This window comes from Paracoccus wurundjeri (assembly GCF_030678915.1).
Taxonomy (GTDB): Bacteria; Pseudomonadota; Alphaproteobacteria; order Rhodobacterales; family Rhodobacteraceae; genus Paracoccus; species Paracoccus onubensis_A.
This window is the reverse complement of the sequence record NZ_JAUUTZ010000017.1, coordinates 35,764-53,182: the sequence shown is the minus strand read 5'-3', so window position 1 is coordinate 53,182 and position 17,419 is coordinate 35,764. Positions and strand designations below refer to the sequence as shown.

17 protein-coding genes are annotated in these 17,419 nt (G+C 60.9%); 11 read left to right on the top strand and 6 right to left on the bottom strand.

Annotation, left to right across the window (positions count from 1 at the left end):
- Nucleotides 1-223: 223 nt before the first annotated feature.
- Nucleotides 224-712: a single-stranded DNA-binding protein gene (gene ssb / locus Q0601_RS16305; RefSeq protein WP_305290928.1), complete on the top strand. Its 489-nt coding sequence runs from the start codon at nucleotides 224-226 to the stop codon at nucleotides 710-712.
- A gap of 41 nt (nucleotides 713-753) precedes the next feature.
- Here the strand turns inward: ssb and recJ are convergent, their stop codons facing one another.
- The 3 genes from recJ to Q0601_RS16290 form a co-directional block, all read right to left on the bottom strand.
- Nucleotides 754-2,433: a single-stranded-DNA-specific exonuclease RecJ gene (recJ, locus tag Q0601_RS16300; protein WP_305290981.1), complete on the bottom strand. Its 1,680-nt coding sequence runs from the start codon at nucleotides 2,431-2,433 to the stop codon at nucleotides 754-756.
- 126 nt (nucleotides 2,434-2,559) lie between these two features.
- Complete coding sequence (gene glpX / locus Q0601_RS16295; RefSeq protein ID WP_305290927.1) at nucleotides 2,560-3,525, bottom strand: class II fructose-bisphosphatase; 966 nt, start codon at nucleotides 3,523-3,525, stop codon at nucleotides 2,560-2,562.
- A 90-nt stretch (nucleotides 3,526-3,615) separates the two neighbouring features.
- The gene (locus tag Q0601_RS16290) at nucleotides 3,616-3,867 is read right to left on the bottom strand and encodes a BolA family protein (RefSeq protein WP_305290980.1); all 252 of its coding nucleotides are present in this window, start codon (nucleotides 3,865-3,867) and stop codon (nucleotides 3,616-3,618) included.
- 82 nt (nucleotides 3,868-3,949) lie between these two features.
- Here Q0601_RS16290 and Q0601_RS16285 point away from each other — a divergent pair, with 82 nt between their 5' ends.
- The gene (locus Q0601_RS16285) at nucleotides 3,950-4,576 is read left to right on the top strand and encodes a J domain-containing protein (RefSeq protein ID WP_119747341.1); all 627 of its coding nucleotides are present in this window, start codon (nucleotides 3,950-3,952) and stop codon (nucleotides 4,574-4,576) included.
- Between the two features lie 117 nt (nucleotides 4,577-4,693).
- On the opposite strand, the gene Q0601_RS16280 is transcribed toward Q0601_RS16285, so the two are convergent.
- On the bottom strand, nucleotides 4,694-5,905 hold the full coding sequence (locus Q0601_RS16280) for an NADP-dependent isocitrate dehydrogenase (protein ID WP_305290926.1): 1,212 nt from the start codon (nucleotides 5,903-5,905) through the stop codon (nucleotides 4,694-4,696).
- A gap of 288 nt (nucleotides 5,906-6,193) precedes the next feature.
- Entirely contained in the window at nucleotides 6,194-6,856 is a 663-nt protein-coding gene (locus Q0601_RS16275; protein WP_305290925.1) for an alpha/beta hydrolase, read from the bottom strand.
- A gap of 178 nt (nucleotides 6,857-7,034) precedes the next feature.
- Here Q0601_RS16275 and iscR point away from each other — a divergent pair, with 178 nt between their 5' ends.
- On the top strand, nucleotides 7,035-7,493 hold the full coding sequence (gene iscR / locus Q0601_RS16270) for a Fe-S cluster assembly transcriptional regulator IscR (RefSeq protein WP_305290924.1): 459 nt from the start codon (nucleotides 7,035-7,037) through the stop codon (nucleotides 7,491-7,493).
- A 13-nt stretch (nucleotides 7,494-7,506) separates the two neighbouring features.
- Here the strand turns inward: iscR and chrA are convergent, their stop codons facing one another.
- Nucleotides 7,507-8,694: a chromate efflux transporter gene (gene chrA, locus Q0601_RS16265; protein WP_305290923.1), complete on the bottom strand. Its 1,188-nt coding sequence runs from the start codon at nucleotides 8,692-8,694 to the stop codon at nucleotides 7,507-7,509.
- A gap of 245 nt (nucleotides 8,695-8,939) precedes the next feature.
- Between chrA and ftsW the strand changes: the two genes are divergently transcribed.
- The 8 genes from ftsW (at nucleotide 8,940) to ftsA (ending at nucleotide 17,344) form a co-directional block, all read left to right on the top strand.
- On the top strand, nucleotides 8,940-10,103 hold the full coding sequence (gene ftsW / locus Q0601_RS16260; protein ID WP_305290922.1) for a putative lipid II flippase FtsW: 1,164 nt from the start codon (nucleotides 8,940-8,942) through the stop codon (nucleotides 10,101-10,103).
- On the top strand, nucleotides 10,103-11,188 hold the full coding sequence (locus Q0601_RS16255; protein WP_305290921.1) for a UDP-N-acetylglucosamine--N-acetylmuramyl-(pentapeptide) pyrophosphoryl-undecaprenol N-acetylglucosamine transferase: 1,086 nt from the start codon (nucleotides 10,103-10,105) through the stop codon (nucleotides 11,186-11,188). The genes ftsW and Q0601_RS16255 overlap by 1 nt, the downstream gene beginning before the upstream one ends.
- Nucleotides 11,185-12,612 (top strand): UDP-N-acetylmuramate--L-alanine ligase, encoded by a 1,428-nt coding sequence (gene murC, locus Q0601_RS16250; RefSeq protein WP_119747325.1) that lies wholly within the window; start codon nucleotides 11,185-11,187, stop codon nucleotides 12,610-12,612. Before Q0601_RS16255 ends, murC begins: the two co-directional genes overlap by 4 nt.
- Nucleotides 12,609-12,896 carry a DUF2484 family protein gene (locus tag Q0601_RS16245; protein ID WP_305290920.1) on the top strand — a complete coding sequence of 96 codons (288 nt, stop codon included), beginning with the start codon at nucleotides 12,609-12,611 and terminating at the stop codon, nucleotides 12,894-12,896. The genes murC and Q0601_RS16245 overlap by 4 nt, the downstream gene beginning before the upstream one ends.
- Before the next feature lie 80 nt (nucleotides 12,897-12,976).
- On the top strand, nucleotides 12,977-13,918 hold the full coding sequence (murB, locus tag Q0601_RS16240; RefSeq protein ID WP_305290919.1) for a UDP-N-acetylmuramate dehydrogenase: 942 nt from the start codon (nucleotides 12,977-12,979) through the stop codon (nucleotides 13,916-13,918).
- Nucleotides 13,919-14,183: 265 nt separating this feature from the next.
- A complete protein-coding gene (locus tag Q0601_RS16235) occupies nucleotides 14,184-15,074 on the top strand; it encodes a D-alanine--D-alanine ligase (protein WP_305290979.1) in 891 nt (296 codons plus the stop codon).
- Complete coding sequence (locus Q0601_RS16230; RefSeq protein WP_305290918.1) at nucleotides 15,062-16,006, top strand: cell division protein FtsQ/DivIB; 945 nt, start codon at nucleotides 15,062-15,064, stop codon at nucleotides 16,004-16,006. The genes Q0601_RS16235 and Q0601_RS16230 overlap by 13 nt, the downstream gene beginning before the upstream one ends.
- Before the next feature lie 3 nt (nucleotides 16,007-16,009).
- A complete protein-coding gene (gene ftsA / locus Q0601_RS16225; protein WP_305290917.1) occupies nucleotides 16,010-17,344 on the top strand; it encodes a cell division protein FtsA in 1,335 nt (444 codons plus the stop codon).
- Nucleotides 17,345-17,419: the final 75 nt, after the last annotated feature.

Here is a 17,419-nt window from a genome sequence, read left to right as displayed (position 1 = left end):
CTCGTTAACCGGATATTATTTTGTTGCACTATACAGCAAATTTCTCTTATCGCCAGCAAGGCCTTTCTTGTGAATAATGCTTATGCAAGCGACAGCGGAAATCAGCTTATCGCCGGTTGCGTATGGAACCGGAGAAAAAGCGCAAGGCAGTGTGATTTGCTTGCACGCCGGGTTGCCGCTGGGATAGACCGGCGAAACACACGGAAACAGCGGAGAGCCCACCATGGCAGGTAGCGTCAATAAGGTCATTCTGGTCGGAAATCTGGGACAGGATCCCGAGGTCCGGACCTTTCAGAATGGTGGCAAGGTGGTCAACCTGCGGATAGCGACCTCCGAGCAGTGGAAGGATCGCAATAGCGGTGAACGGCAGGAACGGACCCAGTGGCATTCCGTCGCCATTTATTCCGAGCCGTTGGCCCGGGTGGCAGAACAATATTTGCGCAAGGGCAGCAAGGTCTATGTCGAAGGTCAGCTCGAGACCCGCAAATGGCAGGATCAGAACGGGCAGGATCGCTATTCGACCGAAGTCACCTTGCGCCCATTCCGCAGCGAATTGCATATGCTGGATGGCCGCGGTGAAGGTGGCGGTGGAGGTGGTGGGAGCCGTGGCGGCTATAGCGGGGGCGGCTCCGATAACTATGGCGGTTCATCCGGCGGCGGCGCTCCATCGGGTGGCGGACGCAGCGATTATGACGATGAGATCCCGTTCTAGGGGCTGCCTTTCACACAGATACCCGCATCGCCGCACAGGACTCAGGCTTCGGCAGCATCCTCAAGCCGCAGCCGCACCCGGGTCCTGTTGCCCCAAGTCGAAAGTTCCAGCCTGCCCGCCAGATGAAAGCGACGCCCCTTCGCGCCGATCAATCCGGGGCCAAGAGGCGTGTTCATCGCACCCCACGCCACGGCTTCGAGTGCCGGGGCGCCGGGGCTGCGGAATGAAAGCCGCAGATGGCTGTCGCCCATTGTCGAGGCACTGTCGATCAATTGTTGCGCAAAGGCGAAGCGGGGCGCGGGGGAGGCTTGCCCAAACGGGCCGGCGGCTTCCAGTTGATGAAACAACTCTGGTGTCGCGGCGGGGGTTTCGAGCAGCCCTGAAATCCGCAGATCGCTCAACCCGCTGCGTCCGGCGATATCGCGGGCAAGCAATTCGCTCAGTCGCGCCATCGCGGCATTGATATGTTCCCGGGCCACGGTAAGCCCTGCGGCCATTTCATGCCCGCCGCCCTTGATCAGCAATCCTTCACCGGCAAGCCGTTGTATCGCCCGGCCCAGATCGACACCGGGAACAGATCGCGCAGAGCCCTTGCCGATATCGCCATCAATGCCGATGACCACCGAGGGCAAATCCGTCGCTTCCTTGATCCTTGCCGCAACAATGCCGACCACGCCCGGATGCCAGCCATCGCCCGCCGCCCATGACAGAGTGCTGTCGCCGCGCGCTTCCACCTGCGCCAATGCTTCATCGCGAACCGCAGCCTCGATCGCGCGGCGTTCACGGTTCAGCCCGTCAAGCTCACCGGCCAGCCGGACCGCTTCCGCAGGATCGCGTGAGGACAGGCAAAGCGCGCCCAGATCCGCACGTCCGACCCGTCCGCCGGCATTGATCCGGGGCCCCAGCAGAAACCCAAGGTGAAAGGCGTTCGGAGGCCCGTCCAACCGCGCCACATCCGACAGTGCCACCAGTCCCGGCCGTTGCCTGCGCGCCATGACCGCCAGACCCTGACGCACGAAGGCCCGGTTCACGCCGATCAGCGGCGCGACATCGGCCACGGTCGCCAACCCGACCAGATCCAGCATCGCCATCAGGTCGGGCTCCGGCCGTTCCATGCGCCGCAATACGCGCCCAGCCTGCACCAATGTCAGAAACACCACCCCCGCGGCGCAAAGATGGCCAAGCGCGCCATCCTCATCCGCCCGGTTGGGATTGACCACGGCAAGCGCGGGGGGCAGGGTTTCGCCGCCAAGATGGTGGTCCAGTACGATGATATCGGCCCCCGTCGCTGCCGCCAGGGCATCATGACTCAGCGTACCGCAATCGACGCAGATGATCAGGTCATGCCCGCCCGCCAGTTCCGCCATCGCCGGCGCGTTCGGCCCGTAGCCCTCATCGATACGGTCCGGGATATAAAGCGTGGCATTCCGCCCTTGCTGGTGCAGCCAGTCCAGCAACAGGGCGGCAGAAGAACCACCATCCACATCGTAATCGGCGAATATGGCGACGCGTTCGCCGGTCGTGGCCGCGGCGACCAGCCTGCCGGCCGCTTTCTCCATGTCCCGCAAGCTCAGCGGGTCGGGCAGAAGGTCGCGCAGCCGGGGCGTCAGATAGCCTTCGGCCAGTTCGGCCTCCACCCCGCGATCTGCAAGAACCCGCGCCACCGAAAGCGGCAGAGAGCATCGCTGGGCCAGACCTTCGGCCAGCCGTTCGATACCCATATCGGGGCCAAGCCAGCTTCGTCCGGTCAGCGAATTCTCAACCCCCAGGAACGCCACGACTTCCCTTCTTCATGAAAATATCCCGGGAGAGCCGCGCATGGCGCGGCGGGGGCAGAACCCCCATATTCACCGGATCGGATTGCGATAGATCATCCGCCGGACCGATCCGGTCTTGGAACGCATCAGGATCGTTTCGGTTTGCAGATAATGCGGTTCGCGCTTGACGCCTGCCACGATCGAGCCATTGGTGACGCCGGTTGCCGCAAAGATCACGTCCGCGGTCACCAGTTCATCACGCGAATAAATCCGATCCAGATCGGTGATGCCCGCGCCGCGGGCCCGGCCTTTTTCGTCATCGTTGCGGAATAGCAGCCGGCCCCACATCTGGCCGCCCATGCATTTCAGGGCCGATGCCGCCAGAACGCCCTCCGGCGCGCCGCCGCTGCCCATATACATGTCGATCCCGGTCAGTTCGGCTTCGGCGGTATGGATCACGCCCGCAACATCGCCATCGGTGATCAGACGGATCGCCGCGCCGGTTTCGCGCACTGCGGCGATCATGTCTTCATGCCGGGGGCGTTCAAGAATGCAGACAGTGATATCGCTGTCCTTGCAGCCCCGCGCCTTGGCCAGCGCCCGCACCCGCTCGGCGGGGGACATGTCCAGGCTGACCACGTTTTCCGGATAGCCCGGTCCAATGGCCAGCTTGTCCATATAGACGTCCGGCGCATGCAGCAGGGTGCCGCGTGGCGCCATGGCGATCACGGTCAGGGCGTTCGGCATGTCCTTCGCGGTCAGGGTCGTCCCTTCAAGCGGATCAAGTGCGATATCAACTTCGGGGCCCTTTCCGGATCCGACCTCTTCGCCGATATACAGCATCGGAGCCTCGTCACGCTCGCCTTCGCCGATGACGACAACCCCCTTGATGTCCAGCATGTTGAGCTGATCGCGCATGGCGTTGACCGCTGCCTGATCGGCGGCTTTTTCATCACCACGCCCGATCAGGCGGGCCGAGGCATGCGCTGCCGCCTCGCTGACGCGCGCCAGCCCCAGCGAAAGTAGTCGATCGTTGAAATCCGTGCGTCCGCTCATGGAAGGCCCTTCCAAATTACTGTTTCATATTCATTTGACCGGCTTCTACGCGGCGGTCAGGGCAGGGGCAAGACCGAGGGCGCTAACGGTTCAGCTTTCCGCGAGTTCAAGCGCAAGCGCATGGATCCGTGGCACTATATCGCCGAGCGTGTCGTGAATCAGCCGATGTCTCTGCAATCTGCTGAGCCCTGCGAAAGAGGAACTGGCCATTCGGATGCGGAAATGGCTTTGCCCGCCTTCTTGATATCCGGCGTGGCCACGATGACCTTCGCTTTCGTCGATAATTTCCAGTTTCGAAGGGGTCAGCACGGCCAACCTCTCGCGCATTTCATCCGCAATCATACTCATATTCTCCGTCAAGATCTTCCATGTCGCGTGAAATAGCCTAAACTGCCGCCTCCGAGTCGCAAAGGTGCCCTGAACCATGAGCAGTAACGACCCGTTTGGATTTGATATTTCCGCCGCCCGTGACAAGAAGCGGCGCGCAAAAGGACGGCGTGGAATGTCTGGCGCGTTCGAAACCTCGACCCGCATTTGCGAGAAAGAGGGATGCAACGAGCCGGGCAAATACCGTGCCCCGAAAAATCCGCGCAACCTGGATGATTATTTCTGGTTCTGCAAAGAGCATGTGCGTGAATACAACCAGAACTGGAACTACTTTCAGGGTCAGAGCGAAGAGGAATTCCAGAGATTTCTGGACAATGCGACCGTATGGGATCGCCCCACGAAGCCTTTCGGGCGTGCCGGGAAGGAACAGGCCTGGGCGCGGCATGGCGTCAGTGACCCGCTCGAGATATTGGGGGCGAATGGAACCTCGCCGGAAGCGCGTGCGAAAACCGGCCGGAAACTGCCCCCGACCGAGCGTAAGGCGCTGGATATCCTTGAGGCGAAGGATCATTGGACGCGCGGAGAAATTCGCAAGCAATACAAGTCACTGGTGAAGGATCTTCATCCAGATATGAATGGCGGCGACCGCTCGGACGAGGATCGGCTGGCAGAGGTTGTCTGGGCGTGGGATCAGGTCAAGGACAGCCGTAATTTCCGCGACTGAAGCGCGGCGAAATCAATATCAGGCACGACCGTGAAGGAAGAATAGGCGCGAGGCCGGAAGAAAGAAAGGCCGGGCAAATGATGCCCGGCCTTTCTGTTTCTGTCCAAAGTAGCCTGCTCAGTCGAGCGCCTTGTTCAGATACTCGTCGATCTTCTCAAGGAAGCCCATGGTGGTCAGCCATTTCTGGTCCGGACCAACCAGCAGAGCCAGATCCTTGGTCATGAATCCGTCTTCAACCGCCTGCACGGTCACTTTCTCAAGCGTATCCGCGAATTTGGCCAGTGCGGCGTTGTCGTCCAGCTTGGCGCGATGCTTCAGGCCGCCCGTCCAGGCGTAGATCGAAGCGATCGAGTTGGTCGACGTGGCATTGCCCTTCTGATGTTCGCGGTAGTGGCGGGTCACGGTGCCATGGGCGGCCTCGGACTCGACGATTTTCCCGTCGGGCGTCATCAGTACCGAGGTCATCAGGCCAAGCGAGCCGAAACCCTGCGCGACCGTGTCGGACTGGACATCGCCGTCGTAGTTCTTGCAGGCCCAGACATAGCCACCCGACCATTTCAGAGCCGAGGCGACCATATCGTCGATCAGCCGGTGTTCGTAATGGATGCCCTTCTTCTTGAACTCGGCTTCGAATTCCTGTTCGTAGACTTCCTGGAACAGATCCTTGAAGCGGCCGTCATAGGCTTTCAGGATCGTGTTCTTGGTCGACAGATAAACCGGCAAGCCACGGTTCAGGCCATAGTTCAAAGATGCGCGGGCGAAATCCCTGATCGAATCGTCAAGGTTATACATCGCCATGGCGATACCGGAGCCCGGTGCCTGGAATACCTCGTGTTCGATGGTTTCGCCGTCATCGCCGACGAATTTGATGGTCAGTTTGCCTTTGCCGGGGAACCGGAAATCGGTCGCGCGATACTGATCGCCATAGGCGTGACGGCCAACGATGATCGGCTGCGTCCAGCCCGGAACCAGACGCGGCACGTTCTGGCAGATGATCGGCTCACGGAAAATCACGCCGCCAAGAATGTTGCGGATCGTGCCGTTGGGGCTACGCCACATCTTTTTCAGGCTGAATTCCTCGACCCGCGCTTCATCGGGGGTGATGGTCGCGCATTTGACGCCCGCGCCATATTGTTTGATCGCTTCGGCCGCATCGACGGTGATCTGATCGTCGGTCCTGTCACGCTCTTCGATGCCAAGATCGTAATATTTCAGGTCGATATCCAGATAGGGCAGAATCAGTTTTTTCTTGATGAAATCCCAGATGATCCGGGTCATCTCATCGCCGTCGAGCTCGACGACGGGGTTCTCTACCTTGATCTTCGACATGGAGGGTCCCTTCGGCTGTTGGATTCGCTGAGGCGGCTATAATGGATCGCCGGTTAAAAGGAAAGTGTAGTATGCGATTGCATACCGTTGAGGCGATGATGCCGGAAAGCTACGGGCGTCGTCATCACGCGCATAGTTTATGCGAACACCTCGTTTCAGCTGTGCCAGGATTCCAAATAATGCGCCATAACAGCTTGGCATTTTAGAATTTAATTGCGCGGTGTGAATAGCTCATGAGACGTATGCAATGAGTTTCCTCTTGCAGATTTTATCTCCCGGCACTGCTGCTTATCGCGAATTTTCCGTCAGCCGCCTGCGCACATAGGTCTGCACCATGTCGATCATCGGTTTCATATGGGCATCTTCGTCCCGGAAGAAGTGATCTGCGCCCTCGATTTCTTCGTGGGTGATGGTGATGCCCTTCTGCTCGCGCAGTTTGGCGACCAGAGAATGCGTGTCCTTCGGAGGGGCGACGCGATCGGCAGTGCCGTTGACGATCAGCCCGGAATTGGGGCAGGGGGCGAGAAAGCTGAAATCATACATATTCGCAGGCGGCGCCACGCTGATGAAACCGGTGATCTCGGGGCGCCGCATCAGAAGCTGCATCCCGATCCATGCGCCAAAGCTGAAGCCGGCAACCCAGCAATGCTTGGAATTCGGATTCATCGCCTGCAGGTAATCAAGCGCCGAAGCGGCATCCGACAATTCGCCGATGCCCTGATCGAATTCGCCCTGCGACCGACCCACGCCACGGAAATTGAACCGCATCGCCGTAAAGCCCATATTGTGGAAGGCATAATGCAGGTTATAGACCACCCGGTTATTCATCGTGCCGCCATATTGCGGATGGGGATGCAGGATGATGGCGATAGGGGCGTCCGGTATGCCGGGCTGGGGATGGTAACGACCCTCTAGGCGGCCCTCGGGGCCCGGAAAAATCAACTCTGGCATCGTATTCCTTCAGCGGCTTTCTGGGTTTCTTGACGCATTCCTGCGAGGCTTCTAGACGATTATCTGGTAAGCCGGTACCGCAGACGCAAGAAGACGGGCATAAGGGGCATAACGTAGTGTCAAGGGGGCCGTCAATCTGTGGCGGGATTGCCGCAGGGGCACAGGAAGGGAAATAGCGATGAAACTGTCAACAAAAGGCCGTTACGCCATTATTGCACTGGTCGATCTTGCCATCGCCCGAGGTGACGAACTGACCTCGCTGGCCGAGATTTCGAACCGTCAGGATATTTCGCTGCCCTATCTGGAGCAGCTTTTCGTTCGCCTGCGCCGGGCAGAGCTGGTTACCTCGGTACGCGGTCCGGGCGGCGGCTATCGTCTTGCCCGCGCATCTGAAACCATCCGGGTGGCCGAAATTCTCGAGGCGGTGGACGAAACCGTCAGCGCCATGCATGTGGGCGCAGGGGCCTCGGGCGGCGTATCGGGTTCCCGTGCGCAGACGCTGTCGAACCGCCTGTGGGAAAGCCTGTCCGCGCATGTCTATGTGTTTCTTCACAATCATACGTTGGCGGATGTGGCGAAGAATCAGCTGTTGCCCTGTCCGGCATTGCCGCAAATCCTTAACGTGGTGGATGAATAACAGCGGTTCGGTTTTACGCGAGGCCGGAAAGTGCCACGCCGCCCAGCGCACCGGCAATCACCACCTGCCAAGCGGGTCTGCTCCATAAACCAAGCATCAGGAAAAGGGTCACGGCCAGCGCGAGATCCGCATCGCCACGGATTCCCGAGGTGAAAACCGGATCGTAAAGCGCATGTCCCAGGATGCCGACGACTGCAGCATTCGCGCCGGCCATGGCATGGCGCGCATTGCCTATCCGTGACAGCACGGCCCAGAACGGCATTGCGCCGGCCATCAGAAGAAATCCGGGAAGAAAAATCGCGACAAGCGCGATTAATGCGCCGGGCAATCCGCCCGTTACCTGACCCAGCCAGCCCGCAAAGGTGAATAGTGGCCCCGGCATCGCCTGCGCTGCTCCGTATCCCGCCAGAAAGCTTGCGTCGGAAACCAGTCCCTGAGTGCCGTTTTGCAGCAGCGGCAGGACGACATGCCCTCCGCCGAAAACCAAAGCCCCTGCGCGATAAAAGATATCGGCGAGTTTCACCGGCCAGCCGATTGTCGCCAAAAGGGGAAGCCCGATCAGCAGGATGGCAAAAGCCGCAAGACAATATGCCCCGCCTTTCCGGGTCAGTGCGCGCAGGGGCGGGGTGGCCATTTCCCGCAAAGCTGGCGCAACCCGAAAGACGAAGCCAAGCCCCGCACCCAGCAGGATGGCGGCGACCTGCACAACGGCTTCCGCGGGCAGCAATGCGATCATTGCCAGTGCCGCAAGCGCAATCCCGGCACGGGCGCCTGTCGGAGCAAGGCTTCGCGCCATGCCCAGAACCGCATGCGCGACGACCGCCACGGCAGTGATCTTCAGCCCCGCAACCAACCCTCCGGCCAGCCCTGTTTCCGGCGGCGTCGATCCGGCAAACGCCGCAAGCAGGACCATCGTCAAGGCGGATGGCAGCGTAAACGCCAATGTCGCGAGCAATGCTCCGGCAAAGCCGCCGCGCTGCCAGCCCAGCGCAAATGCGACCTGCGAGGATGCCGGTCCGGGCAGGAACTGACTAAGCGCAAGGATTTCGGCATAGCTGTCATCGCTGATCCAGCGCCGCCGCTGGATCAGTTCAGAGCGAAAATAGCCAAGATGCGCAATCGGCCCGCCAAAGCTGGTTACACCAAGCCGCAAAAAGGCCGAGACGATTTCCAGAAGAACGGGGCGGTTGATTTGTGTCATCGGGGTATATTGGCGCATTTATATGACAATGCTACAAAATCCTGTCTCTTGTCATGCGAGATAGGGACATTTCGGCGTCGAGCCTGCGTCGATCGTCCCGATTCCAGCTGGTCATGGCAGAGGCCAGATACAGATTTTCCATGGACTTCACACAATAGGTAGTGGCGCGGCGATGGAAATCGCGCTATGCTTTCTCCCAGATCCGGAAAACCGGACATGGCAGAGGCAGTGACGGCAGGATATCCATGACCGAGATGGTCTTTGGCACGGCTCAGGTGCGGGCAGGCGATCCGATTCTTCCCAGATGGTGGCGAACCGTCGATAAATGGTCATTGGCCTGTGTGCTGGGGCTGTTTGCGATGGGCATCCTGCTGGGACTGGCGGCGTCGGTGCCTTTGGCGGAAAAGAACAATCTGCCCAGGTTTTACTATGTCGAACGACAGGCGATGTATGGCGGTCTTTCGCTGTTCGTCCTGCTGATCTTCTCGATGATGTCGCCCCGGCAGGTGAGGCGTTTCGGCGTCATGGGTTTCGCTGTGGCGTTGCTGATGCTTTTCGTCCTGCCGGTACTTGGGACGGATCACGGCAAGGGCGCGGTGCGCTGGTTGAGTATTGCGGGATTTTCCTTGCAGCCGTCGGAATTCCTCAAGCCGGGTTTCGTTGCGCTCTGTGCATGGTTCATGGCGGCAAGTCAGGAAGTGGGTGGCCCGCCGGGCAGGCTTTATTCCTTCATAACAGCCGGGATGATCGTGCTGCTGCTGGCGATGCAGCCTGATTTCGGGCAGGCGTCGCTGGTGCTGTTCGCCTGGCTGGTGATGTATTTCGTCGCGGGTGCGCCGATGGTGCTGTTGATGGGCGTGGCTGGCATGGCGGTGCTGGGCGGCTTTTTCGCCTATGGCGCGTCCGAGCATTTCGCCCGTCGGATCAACGGCTTTCTGTCGCCCGAGATCGATCCCCGCACCCAGATCGGCTATGCAACCAACGCCATTCAGGAAGGCGGATTTTTCGGAGTCGGCGTGGGCGAAGGTACGGTGAAGTGGTCGCTGCCGGATGCGCATACCGATTTCATCATCGCCGTCGCCGCCGAGGAATACGGGCTGATTATGGTGCTGGCGATCATTGCGCTGTACTGCACCATCGTTGTGCGCAGCCTGTTCCGTCTGCTGAAGGAACGTGATCCTTTCACCAGAATTGCCGGTGCCGGGCTGGCCTGTTCTTTCGGAGTACAGGCGCTGATCAATATGGGTGTCGCGGTCCGGCTGCTGCCGGCCAAAGGCATGACATTGCCCTTTATCAGCTATGGCGGCTCGTCGATCATCGCGTCAGCCGTTACGCTGGGGGCGCTGCTGGCGCTGACGCGCACTCGTCCACAGGGCGAAATCGCTGAAATCCTTCGGCGGAAACGCTGATGTCCGCACCGCTTGCACTGATTGCTGCCGGGGGAACCGGCGGGCATATGTTTCCTGCGCAGGCGCTGGCTGAGTTGCTGCTTGCCGAGGGATGGCGGGTGAGGCTGTCCACCGATGAGCGCGGCGCGCGCTATGCCGAGGGATTTCCTGGGGCAGTCGAGCGTTCGGTGGTGCAATCCGCGACCACGGCGCGGGGTGGGGTCATCGGTAAGCTGACCGCGCCATTCAAGATCGCCGCAGGGATATTGGCGGCACGTGCCGCGTTCCGGCGTGACCGGCCCTCGGTCGTGATCGGATTCGGCGGCTACCCGACCATTCCGGCGCTTGCCGCAGCGGTTAGCATGGGCCTGCCGCGCATGATCCATGAACAGAACGGTGTGATGGGCCGGGTGAACCGGCTGTTCGCGCCACGGGTTCATCGCGTGGCCTGCGGTATCTGGCCAACGCGGCTGCCTGATCGTGTCGAGGCCGTCCATACCGGCAATCCCGTTCGCGCCTCGGTGCTGGAGCGGGCAGGGGCGGTCTATGATGCGCCGGGCGATGGAGAACTGTACCTTCTGGTGATCGGTGGCTCGCAAGGAGCACGGATATTGTCGGATATCGTGCCGGGCGCGATTGCGGCCTTGCCGGCAGAGATGCGCGCGCGGTTGCATGTCAGCCATCAGGCCAGGGCCGAGGATGGGGACAGGGTGACCAAGGCTTATCAGGCTGCGGGTATCCGCGCCGATGTACAGCCCTTTTTCACCGACGTTCCCCAGCGGATTGCACAGGCGCAACTGGTGATCAGCCGGTCGGGCGCCTCTTCGATCGCCGATATGACCGTGATCGGGCGTCCCGCGATCCTGATTCCTCTGGCGACCGCTGCCGGAGACCATCAGACGGCCAATGCACAGGCGCTTGCCGATGCAGGGGCGGCATTCGTCCATCCGGAATCGGCGCTTGATGCCACGACCCTGACACGCGACATCCGCGCCATACTGACGGATCCCGTACAGGCAGGAAAAATGGCCGCTGCCGCAGGCGGACTTGGCCGCCCGGACGCGGCGCGGCGGCTTTATGATATCGTGATGGAGATCAAGGAATGAACGCGGCGACCAAACTGCCCGGAGAACTCGGCCCGATCCATTTCGTCGGCATCGGCGGCATCGGCATGTCCGGCATCGCCGAAGTGTTGCTGACGCTTGGTTATGCGGTGCAGGGCAGTGACCTGAAACGCTCGAAAATCACCGACCGGCTGGAAGGGCTGGGCGCCACGATTTTCGAGGGGCAGGAGGCCGGAAATATCGAGGGCGCCGGTGTGATCGTGATCTCGACCGCGATCAAGAAGGGCAATCCCGAACTGGAAGAGGCCCGCCGCCGTGGCCTGCCCGTGGTGCGCCGCGCCGAGATGCTGGCCGAGCTCATGCGGATGAAATCGAATATCGCCGTCGCGGGCACCCATGGCAAGACGACGACGACGACCATGGTCGCAACTCTGCTGGATGCGGGCGGGCTGGATCCGACCGTAATCAATGGCGGGGTGATTCACGCCTATGGCTCGAACGCTCGTGCCGGTGCGGGCGAATGGATGGTCGTCGAGGCGGATGAAAGCGATGGCAGCTTCAATCGCCTGCCCGCCGATATCGCCATTGTCACGAATATCGACCCCGAGCATATGGAGCATTGGGGCAGTTTCGATGCTCTGCGGAAGGGTTTTTATGATTTCACCTCGGGGATTCCGTTCTACGGTCTGGCGGTGTGCTGTACCGATCATCCCGAGGTGCAGGCGCTTGTCGGCCGGCTGACCGATCGCCGGGTGGTGACGTTTGGCTTCAATACGCAGGCCGATGTGCGCGCGGTCAATCTGCATTACGACAAGGGTATCGCGCATTTCGATATTGCGCTTCAGGCCGAGCGGGACGAGACCGGCGAGGGTTTCCTGACGATCGAAGGCTGCACCCTGCCGATGCCGGGGGACCACAACGTCTCGAACTGTCTCGCAGCGGTTGCCGTCGCGAGACATCTGGGCATGAAGAGATCCGAGATCCGCGAGGCGCTGGCGAATTTTGGCGGGGTGGGACGGCGTTTCACGCGTGTGGGCGAAGTGGACGGCGTCACCATCATTGACGATTACGGCCACCATCCGGTCGAGATCGCAGCAGTGCTGAAGGCCGCGCGTCAGGCAAGCTCGGGCCGGGTCATCGCCGTGCATCAGCCGCATCGCTATTCGCGTCTGTCCAGCCTGTTCGATGATTTCTGCACCTGTTTCAACGAAGCCGATGTAGTCGCGATTGCCGAGGTCTATGCCGCCGGCGAAGATCCGATCCCTGGCGCCACGCGGGACGATCTGGTCGCTGGATTGATTGCCCATGGCCACCGGCATGCCCGCGCAATCCTGAGTGAAGAGGATCTGACGCGGCTAGTCCGGGAACAGGCCCGGCCCGGTGATATGGTCGTCTGCCTGGGTGCAGGTACGATTTCGGGCTGGGCCAATGCCCTGCCTGAACGCCTGCGGGACCAACCGGCATGAACAGCATGTACTCGATCTCGGGCGGGTTGGCATTGCTTTGGCTTTTTCTGGCATGCTTTCTGCCGCGGCGCTCGCCCGTGGGTCAGGCGCGTCTTGTGGCGGGCATGATCGCTATAGGTGTTCCGATCCTGGGCTGGCTGACCCTGCATTGGGGGCCTGCCGTTGGAATATGTGCGTTTGCGGCTGGGCTCGGCGCGATCCTGCATCGCAACCGGCAGGATATGCGCGAAAATATCGATCAAGGGGATGACGGGGCAGATTTGTCGAAAAGAGTGCTTCGCTGAACTTCCGACAGATATCTGGCCCGGGCCATGGCTTGCCGGTGCAGATTGACCTTCGGCAAGGCCCTGTTTACCAGCATGTCATGACATTAGAACTTCCTATCCCCCGCGGTGTCCTCACACCAAACCGCCCCCTGGACAGCCTGACATGGCTGCGGGTAGGTGGCCCGGCAGACTGGCTGTTTCAGCCCGCGGATACGGAGGATCTTGCTGGATTTCTGCGCGATCTCGCCCCGGATATGCCGGTTTTTCCGATCGGTGTCGGCAGCAATCTGATCGTGCGGGATGGCGGGATCCGGGGTGTGGTCATCCGGCTGGGGCGCGGGTTCAACTCCATCACGGTGGAGGATGACCGGGTCATCGCCGGGGCCGGCGCACTGGACGCCCATGTCGCCCGCCGGGCAGCGGATGCAGGTCTGGATCTGACATTTCTGCGCACGATTCCCGGCTCGGTCGGCGGCGCGGTCAGGATGAATGCGGGATGCTATGGCTCCTATATCGCCGATCATCTGCTTGAGGCCCGGGGCGTTTCGCGTGACGGAAGGCCGGTCGTCCTGACCCCGGACGATCTGCGTTTCGCCTATCGCCATTCCGAATTGCCCGAAGGATGGATCATCACCGAGGCGGTTCTTGGGGCCGGGAAGGGCGATCCGGATGCATTGCACGCGAAAATGGCGGCACAGCTGGCCAAGCGGGATGAGACCCAGCCCACGAAAGAACGCAGCGCCGGTTCGACCTTCCGCAATCCGGCCGGGTTCAGTTCGACGGGCAAGGCGGATGATACGCATGAGTTGAAGGCATGGTCGCTGATCGACCGTGCGGGGCTACGCGGCCATAGCTGGGGTGGCGCGCAAATGTCCGAGAAACACCCGAATTTCCTGCTGAATGCGGCGGGGGCAACGGCCGCCGATCTTGAGGCTTTGGGCGAACTGGTCCGTCGTCGCGTGCTTGAGGATAGCGGTCAGGAGTTGCAATGGGAGGTGATCCGCGTCGGAGAACCCGCAGCCGAGCGGGACGAGGCCTGATTTTCCGCTGTTGTCCTGCTGGGATCCTGCCGCGAACAGGCGGCAATCAGATCATTCTTTACACTGACAGGATCATAATATCCGCCCAACCATAAAAAGGCCCTTTTGTGATTCGGTCTTTGCGGTTATCCTGCAGAAACAATGATTACGGGATCGGGGAAAACCCGGCCGCATCGAACCAGACAAGGCCCGGATCAACCGGGTGGCAAGAGGCAGAAACGTGACGGGCAGGTCGAGCAGGACAGCCCATACCGTAGCCGTTCTGATGGGTGGCCCCTCGGCCGAGCGCGAGGTGTCACTGTCATCGGGGCGTGAATGCGCTGCGGCGCTGCGGGTGGCGGGCTATGATGTGATCGAGATCGAACTCGGTGCAAGCCGGGGCGGCGATATCGTTGCCCGGCTGGACGAGGCTCATCCCGATGTCGTTTTCAATGCATTGCACGGCCGCTGGGGCGAGGATGGCTGCGTGCAGGGCATCCTTGAATGGCTGGGGCTTCCCTATACGCATTCCGGAGTGATGGCCTCGGCCATGGCCATGGATAAATCGGTGGCCAAGGCGGCATTCCGCGCAGCCGGTCTGCCGGTGGTCGAAAGCGTGATCGCCGATGCCGTGGATGTCGGCCGCAGACATGTTCTGGTGCCGCCATATGTCGTCAAGCCGAATAACGAAGGCTCCTCGGTCGGGATCTATATCGTGCATGATGGCGCGAATGCCCCGCCGCAACTCGCCGATACGATGCCTGCAAGTGTCATGGTCGAGACTTATGCCCCCGGGCGCGAGCTGACGACGACGGTCATGGGCGACCGGGCGTTATGCGTGACCGAGATCATCACCGATGGTTGGTACGATTATGATGCAAAATACAAGGAGGGCGGATCGCGGCATGTGCTTCCGGCGGAACTGCCGGATGAAATTACCGAGGCCTGCCTTGATTATGCCCTTCGGGCGCATCGCGCGCTTGGTTGCCGCGGTCTGACGCGGACGGATTTCCGGTGGGACGAAGCGCGCGGGCTGGACGGGCTGATCCTTCTGGAGGTCAATACCCAGCCGGGTATGACCCCGACATCGCTGGCTCCTGAACAGGCGGCGCATAAGGGAATCGACTTTCCCGCGTTGATGCGCTGGATGGTGGAGGATGCGTTGTGTCATTCGTGATCGACCATCGTCCCGGGCGTCAGTCAGAACCGCCTTTGCCGCGGCCAAAGCGGGATCCTGCGCCTTCTCGCCTGAAATACCGGCTCGAGCGGATGTGGCTGACACCGCTTTACCGGCGGGTGGTCCGGGTTGGCTTGCCCGCTTTTCTGATCGCCATGACCGCCGGGTTGTGGATGGCGGATGAGGGGCGCCGTGCAATGCTGACTGACGGGATCGCCGGAGTGGTCGAGAAGATCCAGAGCCGCGATGCCTTTCAGGTCAAGATGATGACGATCGAGGGCGCCTCGCCTGCGGTTGACAAGGCGTTGCGGGGAATGTTGCCGATCGATCTTCCCGCTTCCAGCTTTGATATAGATCTGGTGGCGCTGCGCCTGCAGGTTCTGCAACTCGACGCCATTGAAGATATTGATTTGCGGATCAAGCCCGGCGGTGTGCTGTCGGCGGTGGTGAAAGAGCGCGTCCCTGCATTGCTTTGGAGACATCCCCGCGGGATCGAGATGTTGGATGCCACAGGGCACCGGGTGGCCGGGGTTACGTCGCGTGATGTTCGCCGGGATCTGCCATTGATCGCCGGCGTGGGCGCGGATCAGGCCAGCGAGGAGGCATTGGAACTGATCGACGCTGCCGGGCCGATCCTTCCGCGTGTGCGCGGACTGGTACGCCGGGGCGAGCGCCGCTGGGATTTGGTTCTGGACAAGGGACAGCAGATCAAACTGCCTGCGGAAGGCGCGGTAACGGCTTTGGGCGCCGCAATCGCGATGCATCAGGCGGAGGATATTCTGGGTCGGGATATCCGCGTGGTCGATCTGCGGAATCCGTCGCGTCCGATCGTCCAGCTTGGGATCGATGCACAGAACACGATCCGTTCGGCGCGAGGGCAGCCTTTGCTGGGGCCGGATGGAAAGCCATTGGAAGAAGAAAAGGGGGGCTGAACAGTGGCGGAACTGTATCAGACGCAGCGGGCTATGCGGAACATGCGGCGGGCGGCCCTGCAACGCGGGGTGATCGGTATCCTGGATATCGGCACCTCGAAGATCGCGTGCATGGTGCTGAAATTTGACGGTTCAGGAACCATGCGCGAAACCGATGGCGTCGGACCCATGGCCGGGCAGGCGAATTTCCGGGTGATCGGGGCTGCCTCGACCCGTTCGCGTGGAGTGCGCAGGGGCGAGATCGAGACCATGGCCGAGACCGAGCGTGCGATTCGCACAGTAGTGGCGGCGGCGCAGAAGCTGGCCGGCGTTCGGGTTGATCATGTCATTGCCTGCATGTCGGGGGGGCGCCCGTCATCTTATGGGCTGGATGGCCAGATCGTGCTCGAATCCGGCAAAGTGACCGAACATGACGTCGCCTCGGTACTTGCATCCTGCGAGGTTCCCGACTTCGGGCGGGGGCGAGAGGTTCTGCATGCCCAGCCAGTGAATTTCGCAGTGGATAACCGCAGCGGTCTGTCGGATCCGCGGGATCACGCGGGCAATAAACTGGCCTGCGACATGCATGTGCTGACGATCGACGGCGATCTTATCGGCAATCTGGTGCAATGCATTCGCCGCTGCGACCTTGAATTGGCCGGCATCGCCTCGGCTTCCTACGCGTCGGCGCGGGCAAGTCTGGTCGAGGATGAGCAGGAACTTGGGGCCGCATGTATCGATTTTGGCGGTGGCGGTACTGGTGTTTCAATTTTTGTTAAGAAACACATGATCTTCTCGGATAATGTTAGAATTGGCGGGAATCTTGTCACCCAGGATCTTGCTCAGGGGCTGCGGGTTTCGTTGCCGGTGGCAGAGCGCCTGAAGACGCTGAACGGCGGTGTCGAAGCGACCGGGCGAGATGATCGCGACATGATCGAAGTCGGCGGCGATACGGGTGATTGGGAAGCGGATCGCCGTACCGTCAGCCGGGCTGATGTCATTGGAATCATGCGTCCACGGGTTGAAGAAATTCTTGAAAATGTACGCCAAACCCTTGATGCAGCAGGATTTGATCATATGCCCAGTCAGCAGATCGTCTTGACTGGTGGAGGCAGCCAGATTCCGGGACTGGACGGGCTGGCGACGCGAATCCTTGGACCGAATATCCGTTGCGGGCGTCCCTTGCGTATAGATGGGTTGGCGCATCAGCTGACGGATCCCAGTTTTTCAAGCGCGGTCGGGTTGGCCTTGTTTGCCGCCCATCCGCAGGACGAATGGTGGGATTTCGAGATGCCGGCGGACAGCTATCCGGCGCGCAGCCTGCGCCGCGCATATCGCTGGTTCCGCAACAACTGGTAGACGCGCCCGCCTTGATGCGGCGTGGAATTGGTGGAGTGCTGCGCTTAACCACCATATTCGGGTAGTTTGGCAAGA